Genomic DNA, 14344 nt, shown 5'->3' with positions numbered 1-14344 from the left:
GTCGCAGCCGGAAGACCGGCCTGAGGAGGCCCCATGCGCGCCGTCCGTCTCGCGAAGGCTGCGCTCGCCGCCGCCCTGGCGCTGACCTGCATGCCGGTCGTGTATGGCAACGTCGCAGACGATGCCGCCGCGCGATCTGGCCTGCGGCCGGTCGGGTAGATTTCCGTCTCGCTGATCGGGCTTGGCTCACGAACTGGACCGAGCCGAGACAGCCCAAGGCTGAAAGCTGTCGCGCCGGCTGTCGGAGCGTTCGTCGTCGACCGCGGAACGGCCTGCGTCGAACGTCGCTGATCAAGCGACCACGCGGGCCCGTTGCGGAGGTTACAGCGCGATGATCTCCGGATGCTGCGCTGCGAGGTTCGCCCGGGTCGCCTCGGCCCAGGCGCGGTCGCGTTCCCGGCGCGGTCGATCGAGGGACACGGCGGCGATGAGACCCGCCGGGCGCCGGGAGACCAGCAGCAGACGGTCGGCGATCCCGATCGCCTCGGCGACGTTGTGGGTCACCATCAGGACGCTCATGCCGGACCGATCCACCGTATCCACCACGAGGCCGCGCAGCTCGGCGGCGGCGGCATCGTCGAGGGACACGAAGGGCTCGTCGAGGACCAGCACCCGCGGCCCGTCGGCCAGGGCCCGCGCCAGTGCCACGCGGCGTTGCATCCCCAGGGAGAGCGCCTTCGGATAGCTGGCCCGCCATGCCGTCAGGCCGAGCTGCGCGAACAAGCCGTCAAGGTCGAGCCCGCGCCGCGCCCGAGGGAGCCCGAGGCGGACATTGTGCTCGACGCTGCGCCAGGGGAGCAGCCGCGGCTCCTGGAATACGATACCGGCCCGCTCCGCCCCGGAGACGCGTCCCTCGAACGCGGTATCGAGGCCGAGCAGGATCCGCAGCGTCGTGGTCTTTCCGGCGCCCGATGGCCCGATCAGGCAGACGATTTCCCCGGCTGCGACCTCGAATTCGAGGTTGCGAACCGCCTCGACCGGTTCGGCATCGCGCGGCCGATACCATTTCGACGCGATCGCGACCTGAAGAACGGGCTCAGCGCCAGCGACGGACATAGGCTTCGAGCCGCTGCAGCAGGAGGACGTCGATGCCGATCATCACGGCCATGAAGACGAGGCTGTAGCCGATGATGGCCGCCACGTCGGTGCTCTGGACGAAGTAATAGTTGATCGCGAAGCCGACTCCGTCGGGACGACCGAGCAGTTCCACCACCAGCACGATCTTCCAGGCGAGGGAGAGGCCGGACCGCGCCGCCGTGACGATGTAGGGCTGGAGCTGCGGGATCAGGAGGTCGCGGGCCCAGGTGAGCCGGTCGAGCCGATAGGCGCGGGCCATCTCGTCGAGGCCGGGATCGAGATTACGGGCCCCTTCCCGGACAATCACCGCGACATTCGGGAGCTTGTTGAGGACCACCGCCAGGATCGCCGCGGTCTCGGTGAGCCCGACCCAGACATAGGCCAGTACGGTGATCACCAGGGCCGGCGTGTTGAGGAGGACGAGAAGCGGCGTGTCGAGCGTGAGATCGGTGACCTTCGAGCGTCCGAGCGCGACGCCGAGGACGACGCCGAGAAGCATCGCCACCGTGAATGAGATCGCTACGCGGAGCAGCGTCATGCCGACGTTGTGTGCGAGGTCGCCGCGCTCCGCCTCCTGAACGATGAAGCGCAGCACCGCCAGCGGCGCCGGCAGCAGGCGCGATCCCGCCTCGAGTGCAGCCAACTGCCAGGCTGCAAGGAGCACGACCAAAGACGCGATGCGGGTCAGCACGCCCAGGCGATCCCGAGTGTCTGGACCGCTGCAACGGTGGCCCGCTGGGCCGGCGCATCACCCATTGCGACCGGTGTAGTACAGGTCGGGAGGCAGTGCGTCGCCCTTTCCGACGAGGCGCGCTCCGCCGAGCCGCGCCATCACGGTGTAGAGTTTCTCGGCATCGGCGCGCTCCTCCGCCACGGGGCGCCGCGGGATGCCGGCGAGGAAGTTGCGCTTGAGCGCCTCGAAGGTTGCATCGTCCTCGGCCGCCATCAGCGGGCGCACGATCTGCCACGCGGTCGGATCCGAGGCCAGGATGTCCTTGGCCGCCCGCGACGCCCGCGCGAAGGCCGCCACGGCAGCGGGCTTCTCCTTCACGGTGGTGTCCTGGAACAGGTAGCCGATCAGCGCCACGTCGCCGGGGACGCCGAGGGCGTGCATGATGTCCTCGGCACCGACCAGTTGGCGAAACCCCTTGGCCTGAAGGCGGGCGCAGTAGGTCCAGTAGGTGAGCGCTGCGTCGAGGGCGCCCTGCTCCAGCTTCAGCGTGATCAGCGGGGGCGCGCCGTAGGCGATCTCGGCTTCGCGCTCCAGGTCGATTCCGGCCGCGTCCTTCGCCTGCGCCCGGAGCAGCAGCCAGTTCTTGTCCAGGGGACCGCCGGCCACCCCGAGGCGCTTGCCGGCGAGATCCTTGAGGCTCTTCACCGCGCTCCCGGCCGGTACCATCACGCCGCCCTCGGAGGTCGAGTACGGGATGAAGCGCACCGCCTGCCCGTCATTGCCGAGGCGGGCGGCCCAGAGCAGGTCGCCGATGATCGTATCGACCTGTCCTCCGATGAAGCTGATGCGGGCCGCGTCGTTGCCGGCGAGCTTCACGGCATCGAGCTGAAAGCCGTTGTCGGTGTCGAGGCCGCGGGCCTTGATCACCGCAGCCTCCCAGGTCGACGTCCCGAAGGGCAGACTCCCGAGACGGATGGTCGGCACGTCCGCGCGCGCCGCCCGCAGGCCGAGGCCGCCCAGCAGGCCGCCGGCGAGCATCGCGCGCCGTGACAGCATCACGCCTTCTCCCATCGTATTACGCAGTCTTGGACGGCGGTAGACTGACGTGCCGCATGAACGGGACGCCATTGGAAAAAGGTCATAGGGCTCACACCGGTTTCCGTCCACCGTGCGGAACACGCTTGCGCGCAACCGGCTGCGGCGGCACCCTCGACCGAGACGCCATTAGGGGAGACATGCGATCATGACCGAGCGACGCGAGGGAGTTCTGGACGAGGCGACCGTGGAGGCGCGGCTGAAGGCCGAACTGCCCGCCTGGCGCCTGGAGGATGGCTGGATCCGCCGCACCTACAAGACGGCCGGCTGGAAGGGCACGCTGATGGTGATCAACACCGTGGGTCACCTCGCCGAAGCAGCCTGGCATCATCCCGACATCACGGCGTCCTATGCCTGGGTCGAGGTCCGGCTGATGAACCACGCCGCCAAAGGCATCACCGAGAAGGACTTCGCCCTCGCCCGGAAAATCGAGGAGGTCGTGTCCTGGCAGCCGGTCCTGGAGGGACAGGGCCTCGAAGGGACGCCCACGGATCCGCGCTTCGCCTACATCAAGTACGACAAGTAGCCGCGCGGCGCGGGCGTCACTGCGGGTCCTTCACGCGGCGGCATTCGGTCTTGAGGTAGGCGGTCTTGCCGATCTCGTCGCGGCGCTCGGTGCGGGCGATGATCTCCTGCCAGCCGGTGGCGCATCCGAGCTCGTTGGCAACTCGGACCTTGCGGACCTCAAGGGCCTGGGCGTCCGTGCAGGCGTCCTGTGCGAGGCCGTTGGCGCAGACCAATACGACGGCGATGAAGGCGTTCATGGATGGGGCGGTCCTCGTTCTCGCCGCACCCTACGCGCCAAGCGACCGCAAGGTTTCCGATGACGGGCCGCGGCCCGCGATCAAGCTTTCGTCACGGTCGGCCCGCCCTGAGGGGGCGGAGGGGCGGGCCGACCGTTTCTCGCAGCACCCGCGGGCGCTGCGATCGCGTGAGCCGGGCGATCAGCCGGCGTGGGCCGCCGGACGGGCGCCCGCATCCGGGCGGATGCGGTAGCAGCCGATGTAGAGGGCCGGCAGGAACAGGAGCGTGAGGAAAGTCGCCGCCAGGATCCCGCCAATCATGGCGAAAGCCATCGGGCCCCAGAAGACCTCCCGGGCGATCGGAATCAGGCCCAGACTCGCGGCGGCTGCCGTCAGCAGGATCGGCCGCATGCGGTGGTGGGTCGCCTCGAAGACCGCTTCCCAGGGGGCCATCCCCTCGGCCCGGAACTCCTCGATCTGGCTCACCAGGATGACCGCGTTGCGGATGATGATCCCGATCAGCGCCAGGATGCCCAGGATGGCGACGAAGCCCATCGGCTTGTCGAACAGGAGCAGGGCCGGCACGACGCCGATCAGGCCGAGCGGCGCCACGGTGAAGACGAGGATCATCCGCCCGAAGCTCTGGAGCTGCATCATCAGCAGGAACGCCATGGCGAGCAGCATGACCGGGACGACGGCCGCGATCGGGCCCTGGCCCTTGGCGGATTCCTCAACGGCGCCGCCGGTCTGGACGGTGTAGCCCTCCGGCAGCGCCTTGATGAAGGCGTCGATGCCGGGCTGCAGAGCGGCCACGATGGTGGCCGGCTGGGTCGCGTCGTGGATCGTGGCGCGCACCGTCACGGTCGGCAGACGGTCGCGGCGCCAGACGATCGGCTGCTCCAGATCGTAGCCGATCCGTGCGAAGGCGAGCACGGGGACCACGGTGCCGTTCGCGAGACCGACCTGCAGCGATTGCAGGGTGTCCAGCGAAGACCGCTCCACCGCGCGGGCACGGCCGACGACGTTGACCAGATAGATCGAGTCCCGGACCTGCGTGATCGCCTGGCCGCCCTCGATCCCGTTGAGGATTCCGGCGACGTCCTGGCTGGTGACGCCGAGCTGACGCGCCTTGTCCTGAAGGATCTCGACCCGCAGCACCTTGCCGGGCTCGTTCCAGTCGAAGGTCGGCACGTCGAGCCGCTTGTCGCCGGCCACCACGTTGGCGAGGTCGAGCGAGAGGCGGCGCACCGTCTCCATGTTCGGGCCGCTGAGGCGGTACTGCACCGGCCGGCCTACGGGCGGTCCGAGGCTCAGGGGCTGCACCAGCACGTCGGTGCCGACGAAGTCGCGCAGGGCGATGGCCTGGAGACGCGCCATCACGCGGTCGCGCACCTCGAGCGACTTCGTGACGATGACGATCTGACCGAAGAAGGCGTTGGCGAGCTGCTGATCGAGGGGCAGGTAGAATCGCACCGCGCCCTGACCGACATAGGACGACCAGCTCGACACGTCCGGATCGCCCTTCAGGTTCGTCTCGAACCGGTCCATCTGCGCCCTGGTCTCGGCGATGGTGGCGTTCTGCGGGAGGGTGAGGTCGACCAGCACCTCGGAGCGGTCCGAGGACGGGAAGAACTGCTGCTGCACATGCCCCATCCCGACGATGGCGGCCGCCATCAGCGCGAGGCAGACCACCACCGTCGTCCAGTGCCAGCGCATGGCGACGCGCAGAGCCGCCATGAACAGGCGCGTGAAGATGCCGCGCTTCTCCGTGTGGTGCTTCATGGTCTTCGGCAGCAGCGTGACGCCGACGAGCGGGGCGAACAGAACCGCCACGACCCACGATACCAGCAGCGATGCGGCGATCACCACGAACAGCGAGTAGGTGTATTCGCCCGCGCCGGAGCCGTTGAAGCCGATCGGCAGGAAGCCCGCCACGGTCACCAGCGTTCCGGTCAGCATGGGGAACGCCGTCGACGTGTACGCGAAGGTGGCGGCCTTGCGCAGCGTGTCGCCCCGCTCCAGCCGCGCGACCATCATCTCGACGGTGATCATGGCGTCGTCGACCAGCAGGCCCAGCGCGATGATCAGCGCGCCGAGCGAGATGCGCTGCAGGGTCACGTCCATGATCTGCATGACCACGAAGACGATCGCCAGCACGAGGGGGATCGACACCGAGACGACGAGGCCGGCCCGGATGCCCAGGCTCACGAAGCTCACGGCCAGCACGATGACCACGGCCTCGACCAGCGCCTCGGTGAAGCCGCCGACCGCATGCTCGACCTGCTTGGGCTGATCTGAAACGAGGTGGACGCCGACGCCCACCGGCAGCGTCGCCTCGATCCGCCGCATGCGCTCCTTCAGCGCTTCACCGAAATGCAGCAGGTTGGCGCCCGGACGCATCGCGATGGCCAGCCCGATCGCGGGCTTGCCGTCCACCCGGAATAGGGGCGCGGGCGGATCCTCGTAGCCGCGGCTGATTTCGGCGATGTCGGCGAGACGGAAGAAGCGATCGTTCACCCGCAGATTGAAGTCCTGAAGCGAGGCTTCGGAGGCGAAGGAGCCGCTGACCCGCAGCGAAATGCGCTCCGGTCCGGCCTGAACGACCCCGGATGCCGAGACCGCGTTCTGCGCTTGAAGCGCCTTGATCAGGGCCTGGAGATCGATGCCGTAACCGGCGAGCTTCCGGGTCGAGAAGTCGAGATAGATGGTCTCGTCCTGGGTGCCGAGCAGCTGCGTCTTGCCGATATCGGGCACGCGCAGCACGTCGGTGCGGATGCTCTCCACGTAGTCGCGCAACTGCCGGTGGGTCAGGCCGTCGGCCGTGAAGGCGTAGACGTTGCCGTAGACGTCGCCGAACTCGTCGTTGAAGAACGGCCCCTGCACACCGTCCGGGAACTGGCTCTTGATATCCCCGAGACGTTTGCGGACCTGGTAGAAGGCGGGCTGGACCTCGCCCTTCTTCAGGGTATCGCGGAAATTCACGAAGACTGTGGAGGATCCCGGGGTCGTGTAGCTGCGGACGTAGTCGAGGCCGTTGAGCTGCTGGAGTTCCTTCTCGACCCGGTCGGTGACCTGATCGAGGGTATCCTTGATGGTCGCCCCCGGCCAAGTCGTCTGCACGACCATCGTCTTGATGGTGAACGGAGGATCCTCCTCGCGGCCGAGGCGGCTATAGGCCATCACGCCCGCCACGAGCGAGACCAGCATCAGGAACCAGACGAACGAGCGGTGCTCGAGCGCCCAGTCGGAAAGGTTGAAATCCTTCACGCGAAAACCCCGTGCGGCCGGATCAGACGGCGCCGTTGGCCAGGCGCACGGCCTGGCCTTCCTTGAGGACATGGACCCCCGCGACCACGACGCGTTCGCCGGCCTTCAGCCCATCGACGACCGCGATGCGACCGTCCTCCGCGTTGTCCCGCGCCGCCGCTACGGTCACGTCGCGACGCGACACGGACTTCCCGTCGGCGGACACGACCCAGACCGAGCGGCGGCCGCCGTCCTCGAACAGTGCCGATGCCGGCAGCAGCACGGTGGGCGAGACATTCCGCGTCAGCGACACGTTGATGGTCGCGCCGAGCCGGAAGGCCGGGCCGGGCTGGTCGAGGCTGATCCGGATGCGCTTGGAGCGCGTCCCCGATTCGGCGAGCGGCGCGATCTCGCGGACGCGCCCGCGCGCCGTGAGCTCCGGGGCGCTCTGGAGCGCGACGGTGAAGATGCCGTCCGCCGGCAGCGCTCCGACATAGACCTCGGGAATGTCGACCACGGCCTCGCGGACGTCCGGCCGCGCCACGGTCACGACACCCTGGCCGGCGGTGAGCACCTGGCCGACCTCGGCGAGGCGCTGGGTCACGACACCGTCGAACTCGGCCTTCAACTCGGTGTAGCCCATCTGGTCGCGGGCCTTCTGCAGGCTGGACATGGCTTGGTCCACCCGCGCCCGGGCCGTCTCGCGCTTGGCAACCGCTTGGTCGAGCGTGGCCTGGGCGACGCTGTTGCCCGACATCAGGCGCCGGGTCCGCGCCTCGGCGGCCTCAGCGTTCTCGGCCTGCGCCTTCGCATCGGCGAGATCCGCCTCGGCACGGGTCAGGTCGAAGCGTGTCACGATGGTGTCCAGGGCCGCGAGGCGCTGGCCCCGGGTGACGAGGTCGCCGATCGTCACGTCCCGCGCCACCATGCGGCCGGGAATCTGGAAGCCGAGCTGCGCCTGATAGCGCGGCTCGATCGTGCCGGCGAAGGGCCCGAACATGACGGTGTCGCTCGGCACGACCACCTGCGTGAGCACCGGACGTATCGGGGCGGCTGCCGCGGCTTCGCCGCCCTCCTCGCCGTGCCCGTTGCAGGCCGCCAGCGCTGCCGCGACGAGGCTCAGGGCGAGATACGTGTGCGCCTTCACGGGCGAGCTCCGATCTCGGCGGCCGCGACGGTCTGACCAGGGCGCAGGAACTGGATGCCGGCGACGACCACGCGCTCGCCCGGCTCGACGCCGCGCTTCAGCGCGATGATGTCGGGCCCGAAGCGGTCGATCTCGACGGCGCGGACCGAGACTGTCCGCCGGTCGGGGTCGTAGATCCAGACGGACGGTTGCCCGTCGTAGCGGTACAGCGCCGACCAGGGCAGGATCACCGCTTCATGGGGCGCGAAGCGTCCGCGGCCGACCACGACGGCACCCAGCCCCATCGCGGCCGGAGTCGATTTGAGTCCGATCTTGACCCGGACGGTGCCGCTCGCCGCATCCACCGTCGGCGAGATCTCGCGCACGGTCCCGACCGCGGTGATCGCCGGATCCGACTGGAGCGCGACCGCGATGGTGTCGCCCGCCGGCGGCTGGGCCAGCAGCGATTCGTAGACATTGAAGACCGCATCCCGGGGGCCGTCCTGCGCAATCACGAGAACGGTCTGCCCCGATTGGACCACCTGGCCGACCTCGAAGCTCCGGCTGGTCACGACACCGGCCACGCCGGCGCGCAGTTCCGTATAGGAGAACTGCTCCTGCGCGGTTCCCAAAGCGGCCTTCGCCGAATCGACGGCCGCCTGTGTCGTGCGCAGCTCCTGCTCGGCATTGTCGTAGGTCGAGCGCGTGGTGAAGCCGCCGGCAAGAAGTTGCTTCTGGCGCTCGAAGGACATCTTGGCCTGGGTCAGGAGTGCCTCGGCCGAAGCGAGGGCGGCTTTCGCGTTGTCGAGATTCGCCTGCTGGGTCAGGGGCTCGAGAACGGCGAGGACCTGATTGGCGGTGACGTGATCCCCGACCCTCGACCCGCCGCTCGGCCACCTTGCCGTTGGTCCGGAACGAGACGTTGACCTGGGCCTGGGCCTGGATGTCGCCGGTCACCACGACCTCGAGCGCCTGGGGCGTACGGCGTGCCTGCACCACCCGCACGCGCGCCATCGCGGGATCGAGCGCGGCGTCAGGTTCGGCCCGTGCGCACCCGATCGACGCGAGCGCGGTTAACACCAGTACAACGGATGGGGGTGGACGGAAGACGATGCGGCTCATGCGATCGACCGTGTCGGCGCGGCTCGTGCGAAATGCGTGGCGCGTTCCTACGCCATCCGTTACATACCGTCCAGACGGTTTTTAGTGCAGGTCAGCGATGCAGGTGAAGCGACAACGGCTGGCGGCCCGGCCCGAGATCATCCTTGAGGCCGCCGCCGCGGTGCTGCTCAAGGCGGGCGTGCGGGGGTTGACGATCGACGCGGTTGCCGCCGAGGCCGGGCTGAGCAAAGGCGGGGTTCTGCACCATTTTGCGTCGAAGGATGCGTTGGTGGTGGCTCTGGTCGCCCGAAAGCTTGCGGATGTGCGCGAGGAGATCGCGGCATGCGCTGCGGCGATCCCCGCCGGCCCGTCTCAGTTCCCGAAGGCGATGGTGGCGCATGTGCGCGGGCATTATTGCGAGGACAACGAATCCGCGCGCGCCCTCCTGCTGGCCTCGATGGAGTCGCCGGAGGCGCAGAAGGGGTTCCAGGCCTTCGTGGTGGATCAGCTGGATCAGCTCGGTCAGATCGACGGCGCCCGTCCGGGCGAGGGTTCCGTCCTGTTCTTCGCGATCCTCGGCCTGTTCATGAGTCGGGCCCTGGGCTTCCACCAGCTCGGCGAGGACTCGCTCGTGCCGATGCTCGACGCCCTCGATCGAATCGCGAGCCGGACCGACGGCTGAGATTGCGCGCTCAGACCTGAAAGGCAAGAACCGCCCGCGTGCCCGGAGATCCGGGGGCATACGACAATGCCGAGCGCAGGTTCGACGCCATCGCACGCACGATCCGTGAGCCGAGTCCGGTCCCGCGGATCTCACCCTCTCCGGTCCAGCCGATTCCATCATCCTCGACGGCGAGCCGCACGGTGTCGGCGGCATCGCACTCGATCGCCACGCGGATCTCGCCCGACGTGCCGGCCGGATAGGCGTACTTGTACGCGTTGGTGACGAGTTCGGTTACGACCACGCCCACCGAGACGGCCTTGTCGGTCGAGAGGCGCACGGGCGCCGCCCGGAGCCGGATGGCATGATCCCGCCCGCTCGCCCGCATGGCCGCCTGCAATTCCTCGACGAGGCTCTGCAGGTAGGCGTCGAGCTCCACGGACTCGACGTCGTCCGAGGTGTAGAGCCGCCGATGGATCCCGGCGATCGCCGAGATCCGGGCCTGCATCTCGTCGAGTGCAGCCTTGGCAGCCGAATCCGTGACGGCGTTGCGCTGCATATGCGCCAGGGCCGCGACGAGGGCCAGGGAATTGGCGACGCGATGGTTGACCTCGCGCAGAAGCAGTTCGGCGCGGTCGCGCGCCTCGCGCACCTCCGCTTCGGCGCGTTCCTTGTCGCGCCGCAGGCTCTCCTGCCGCAGCGCCGTGGCGACGGCCTCGCCCAGCAGCTCCCGGAACTGCCCCTGAACGTCCTTCCAGACGTAGTCGACCGCGCCGGCCTTCAAGGCCGCGACGGCGACGCGGCTGTCCTCGGAGCCGGTCACGTATATGACCGGGGGCGCCTCGGGCAGGGCACGGATTTCCGGCAGCAGATCGAGGCCGGTCTGGCCGGGCATGTGATGGTCCAGGGCGACGGCATCGATACCGCCCTGCGCCAGCCGTGCCAGCCCCGCGGCGCCGTCGGGACAGATCTCGACCGCGTAGCCCCGGGCCTCCAGGGCGCGCCGGACCAAGCGACCGAGGCCTGGATCGTCGTCGATGTAGAGGATGCGTGCCGCCGCGGCGGTCCCGTCCCCGCTGACACGCCCGGTGCTCATGGGTTCTGGGGAACCTGCATGACCGAGAAGAACAATCCGAGCTGACGGATCGCGTTCGCGAAGCCGTCATAGCTGACCGGCTTGGTGATGTAGACGTTGGCCCCGAGATCGTAGCAGCGCTGGATCTCGCGGCTGTCATCCGTGGTGGTCAGCACAACCACCGGGGAGCGCCGCGTATGCGGGTTCGCCTTGACCTTCTCCAGGATGTCGAGGCCGGTCATGTCGGGCAGGTTGAGATCGAGCAGGATCAGCAGATGCCGCCGGGCACTCGCCTCGCCGGTGCCGTCCGCGCCGAACAGGTAGTCCAGCGCCGAGGTGCCGTTCCGGAACGGGACGATCTCGTTGTTGACGCCGGCGCGACGGATGTTGCGCTCGATGAGGCGCGCATGCCCCTCGTCATCCTCGATCATCACGATGCTGACAGGATGCACGGGCGGGCTCCACGCTCATTCGGCGGCGATGGGCGCCGGTTCGGGGTCTATCTGGACCGCTGTAGCCGGAGCGCGGGGCAAGGTCACGTCGAACGTCGTGCCGACGCCGAGTTCCGAACGGACCTCGATCCGGCCGCCGAACGAGCGCACCAGGGCTTTGACATGGGCCAAGCCTATCCCATCGCCCGGGCGATCCTGCAGGCCGGAGCGTCGGAAGAGTTCGAAGACGCGGGCATGATCCCGTGCGGCGATCCCCCGGCCGTTATCGGCGACGGAGAAACAAACCCGCCGGTCTCCGACGGCCGTGGCGGTCACGGTCACGCGTCCCGGCCGGCTGGGGTCGAGATACTTCACGGCGTTGTCCAGCAGGTTCCCGAAGACCTGCTCGACGGCCACGCGATCGGCGACGATCGTCGGCAGGTCGGGGGCGATCGTCACGGTGGCGCCCGTGGCCTCCGTCTGGTGCCTCTGGGCGTCCGCCACGTCGCGCAGCAGATTCGTCATGTCGAGGCGCTCGGGGGAGAATTGCCGCCGCCCTTCTCGGGAGAGCTTCAGGATGGCGGCGATCAGCCCTTCCATCCGGTTCACCGCCGCCTTGATGAAGCCGAGCGCCTCGGCGAGATCGCCGTCGAGCCGCTCCGCCTCCGGGTGCCCGCGAAGGGCCGCCTGGATCTCGGTCCGGGTCGCCTCCAGCTCGCTGGTGAAACCCATGACGTTGACGAGCGGCGCGCGCAGGTCATGGCTCACGATATAGGCGTAGCGCTGGATCTCCTCGTTGGACTCGCGCAAGTCGGCTTCGGCCTGTCTCTGTTCAGTGATGTCCGTATGGACGCCGACCCATTCCCGGATCGCGCCGCGTGCATCGAGCACCGGAATGGCGCGGATCGCGAAATGTCGCCATGATCCGTCGCGGGACCGGACCCGGTGTTCGTGGACGTAGGTTTGTCGCGCTCGGACGGTTGCGTTCCAGCTCTCGATGGAGGCCTGCACGTCGTCCGGATGCACCGCGTCGGCCCAGCCGTAGCCCTGGTACTCCGCCCGCGTCTGGCCGGTGATCGCGCTCCAGCCGGGCTGGTCGCCGAGCATCCGGCCCTCGGCATCGTTGGTCCACAGGACGCCACGCACGGCCTGCACCGCGGCTCGAAACCGTGCCTCGCTCGCCAGCAATTCGCGTTGCACCCGCTGCTGGTCCAGAGACGAGGCGAGGATCGCCAGGAACAGGATGAGGAAGGTCGCGCCGGCGACGTAGAGCGCGAGATTCTGCTGGCCCTGCACGCTCGTCATCGCATGGGCGGCGTGGGTGCCGCCTTCATCGACGGTGATCGTCGCGGCGGCCATGCCGGTGTAGTGCATGCCGGCCACGGCAACCCCCATGACGCAGGCCGCGACAAGCTTCTGCCAGACGCCGTGCTGGTGAAACGAGAGCCACAAGGCCGCGGTCGCCGCGGTCACGGCGATCGCCACCGAGAGCGCGACCATGGGCCGATTGTAGGCAAGGTCGCCGGGGATCCGAAGCGCCGCCATGCCGGTGTAGTGCATGCCTGCGACCCCCAGGCCCATCAGCACGCCCGCCACGAGGATGCTGCCGAGCCCCTCCCCGGTCCGCTCCACCCACAGAAAGCCGGCGCCGGTGGCCGCAACGGCGATCGCGAGGGACAGGAGGGTCAGGCCGATGTCGTAGGTGGTGGGCATGCCGGTTTCGAAGGCCAACATGCCGACGAAATGCATCGACCAGATGCCGCCGCCCATGGCGAGCGCAGCGCCGGTGATCCACGGCCAGCGGGGGCCCGCCGCGACGGGCCCTCGGATGCGACTGCCCAGATCCAGCGCTGTGTAGGACGCAAAGACGGAGAGGCCGATCGACAGGGCGACGAGCGCCGGATTGTAGCCTGTATGGACCATCGACTGGGATCGACGTGTGGAGCGCGCAGATCGGGATGTATCCTGAGCCCTCGAAGCGCGCCATCGGGAATCGAAGGCACCGTGGTTTCCCGCAGCCAGGATCGTGAGCGCGGGGCCGACCTGCCGGTCGGCTGCGGCTGGCGCGGCGTGGCGGAAGCCCGGGCCTTCCCGTCGCCGCGGCGATCGCGCATTGTCCCGCGCGGCGGCCTTCGGCCTGTCCCGACAGGTTGCGGCAAGCAGGAGGAGCGACGATCCATCGTGGCCCCGCCCGAGCCGAAGATCCGCCGCCCCGACGCGGGTTCGCGGTGGAGGGGGAGCCCAGATGCGGGCCCCATCCGGTCAACCCGACGGCCGGGCCCCGAACGACCCTGGGCGCCGCCGCCGGCGCGCCCATAGACTGCGTAGAAAAATCCGCGTTCGTCAGACCGCGATGGCCTCATCGGTCGCGCGCGCGCGTTCTAGAATTCCGTCGATCGCTCATCGCGAATGCAGGTTCATGAACGGACACGCTGCGGCACGACTTCCGGACGACCTGCGCGACGCCCTGGCGCGGACCCTTTACGATCACGACCAGCCGGCGGGCGAGGCGTGCGCGGGCTGGGAGGCCGCGGATTTCGAGATCCGTCACCCGGGTCTGCGCGAGCGCTATCGCCGCTCCGCCGACGCCCTTGCCGACGGCCCGCTCGCCGAATGGCTTCTGAGCCGCCTCGCCGACGAGGAAGAGTTGCGGGTGCTCCGACGGCAGCGGATGTCGCCGGAGCGGGAGCGCGAGCTTCTGGAAGCCAACAACCGTCTTCTCGCGCGCGCTGAAACGGCCGAAGCGGCCCGGGAGGCGGCCGAGGGAGCGCTCGCCACGCTCCGCCGCGAGCGCGACGTCGCCCGGGAGGCGGAGGCGTTCTGGCAGCAATTCGCCTTCGATGCCGACGATCTCGCGACCCGCCGCCTCATCGAGCAGACGGATGCGCGTGCCGAGGCCGAGCGCCGGGCCATCGCGGAACGGTGCCGCAGGGAGCGCGCGGAGGCGGCGTTGCGCCTGTTCGCCGACCGCGCCGACGTGATGCCGAAGGAAGGCTGGGCCTCGGAACTGGCCCAGGCCAATCGCGACATACCGCTCTGGTGGTTTCACGCGGCGCGCGTCGCCCTGGACCCGCCGGATCTCTCCCGGCCAGCCGAAGACGGAGAGGGTTGAGACC

13 protein-coding genes and 1 pseudogene are annotated in these 14344 nt (G+C 69.0%); 4 read left to right on the top strand and 10 right to left on the bottom strand.

Features of this window, described 5'->3' with window-relative positions; genetic code table 11:
- Nucleotides 1-33: 33 nt before the first annotated feature.
- Nucleotides 34-159 (top strand): hypothetical protein, encoded by a 126-nt coding sequence (locus ABC766_RS26440; protein ID WP_345819844.1) that lies wholly within the window; start codon nt 34-36, stop codon nt 157-159.
- A 162-nt stretch (nt 160-321) separates the two neighbouring features.
- Here ABC766_RS26440 and ABC766_RS26435 read toward each other — a convergent pair whose 3' ends face one another.
- From ABC766_RS26435 to ABC766_RS26425, 3 genes are read right to left on the bottom strand one after another with little or no spacing between them, the layout of a single operon-like run.
- On the bottom strand, nt 322-1056 hold the full coding sequence (locus tag ABC766_RS26435) for an ABC transporter ATP-binding protein (RefSeq protein ID WP_053610698.1): 735 nt from the start codon (nt 1054-1056) through the stop codon (nt 322-324).
- Nucleotides 1037-1774: an ABC transporter permease gene (locus tag ABC766_RS26430; protein WP_043349142.1), complete on the bottom strand. Its 738-nt coding sequence runs from the start codon at nt 1772-1774 to the stop codon at nt 1037-1039. The genes ABC766_RS26435 and ABC766_RS26430 overlap by 20 nt, the downstream gene beginning before the upstream one ends.
- Before the next feature lie 51 nt (nt 1775-1825).
- Entirely contained in the window at nt 1826-2806 is a 981-nt protein-coding gene (locus ABC766_RS26425; RefSeq protein WP_043349145.1) for an ABC transporter substrate-binding protein, read from the bottom strand.
- Between the two features lie 187 nt (nt 2807-2993).
- Here ABC766_RS26425 and ABC766_RS26420 point away from each other — a divergent pair, with 187 nt between their 5' ends.
- Entirely contained in the window at nt 2994-3371 is a 378-nt protein-coding gene (locus tag ABC766_RS26420) for a 4a-hydroxytetrahydrobiopterin dehydratase (RefSeq protein ID WP_345819843.1), read from the top strand.
- Nucleotides 3372-3387: 16 nt separating this feature from the next.
- Here the strand turns inward: ABC766_RS26420 and ABC766_RS26415 are convergent, their stop codons facing one another.
- The 4 genes and pseudogenes from ABC766_RS26415 to ABC766_RS26400 all read right to left on the bottom strand — a co-directional run bounded on the left by ABC766_RS26415 (nt 3388) and on the right by ABC766_RS26400 (nt 9082).
- Nucleotides 3388-3609, bottom strand: coding sequence for a hypothetical protein (locus tag ABC766_RS26415; RefSeq protein WP_043380797.1), 222 nt, complete (start codon nt 3607-3609; stop codon nt 3388-3390).
- Nucleotides 3610-3789: 180 nt separating this feature from the next.
- Nucleotides 3790-6855, bottom strand: a complete 3066-nt coding sequence (locus ABC766_RS26410; protein WP_075380384.1) for an efflux RND transporter permease subunit — start codon at nt 6853-6855, stop codon at nt 3790-3792.
- Between the two features lie 22 nt (nt 6856-6877).
- Nucleotides 6878-7981 carry an efflux RND transporter periplasmic adaptor subunit gene (locus tag ABC766_RS26405; protein WP_427902268.1) on the bottom strand — a complete coding sequence of 368 codons (1104 nt, stop codon included), beginning with the start codon at nt 7979-7981 and terminating at the stop codon, nt 6878-6880.
- Nucleotides 7978-9082 (bottom strand): annotated as a pseudogene (locus ABC766_RS26400) (efflux RND transporter periplasmic adaptor subunit). The gene ABC766_RS26405 and the pseudogene ABC766_RS26400 overlap by 4 nt, the downstream one beginning before the upstream one ends.
- Nucleotides 9083-9179: 97 nt before the next feature.
- On the opposite strand from ABC766_RS26400, the gene ABC766_RS26395 reads away from it, so the two are divergent.
- Nucleotides 9180-9743 carry a TetR/AcrR family transcriptional regulator gene (locus ABC766_RS26395; protein ID WP_043351415.1) on the top strand — a complete coding sequence of 188 codons (564 nt, stop codon included), beginning with the start codon at nt 9180-9182 and terminating at the stop codon, nt 9741-9743.
- Nucleotides 9744-9753: 10 nt separating this feature from the next.
- On the opposite strand, the gene ABC766_RS26390 is transcribed toward ABC766_RS26395, so the two are convergent.
- From ABC766_RS26390 to ABC766_RS26380, 3 genes are read right to left on the bottom strand one after another with little or no spacing between them, the layout of a single operon-like run.
- Nucleotides 9754-10818, bottom strand: coding sequence for a sensor histidine kinase (locus ABC766_RS26390; RefSeq protein ID WP_179696767.1), 1065 nt, complete (start codon nt 10816-10818; stop codon nt 9754-9756).
- Complete coding sequence (locus tag ABC766_RS26385) at nt 10815-11228, bottom strand: response regulator (RefSeq protein ID WP_043351430.1); 414 nt, start codon at nt 11226-11228, stop codon at nt 10815-10817. The genes ABC766_RS26390 and ABC766_RS26385 overlap by 4 nt, the downstream gene beginning before the upstream one ends.
- Nucleotides 11229-11264: 36 nt before the next feature.
- Nucleotides 11265-13151 (bottom strand): MHYT domain-containing protein, encoded by a 1887-nt coding sequence (locus ABC766_RS26380; RefSeq protein ID WP_345819842.1) that lies wholly within the window; start codon nt 13149-13151, stop codon nt 11265-11267.
- Between the two features lie 322 nt (nt 13152-13473).
- Between ABC766_RS26380 and ABC766_RS26375 the strand changes: the two genes are divergently transcribed.
- Nucleotides 13474-14340 carry a hypothetical protein gene (locus ABC766_RS26375; protein WP_345819841.1) on the top strand — a complete coding sequence of 289 codons (867 nt, stop codon included), beginning with the start codon at nt 13474-13476 and terminating at the stop codon, nt 14338-14340.
- The last annotated feature ends 4 nt before the right edge of the window (nt 14341-14344 follow it).

It is taken from the genome of Methylobacterium fujisawaense (assembly GCF_039619325.1).
Taxonomy (GTDB): domain Bacteria; phylum Pseudomonadota; class Alphaproteobacteria; order Rhizobiales; family Beijerinckiaceae; genus Methylobacterium; species Methylobacterium fujisawaense.
This window is presented reverse-complemented; position numbering and strand designations above follow the sequence as displayed.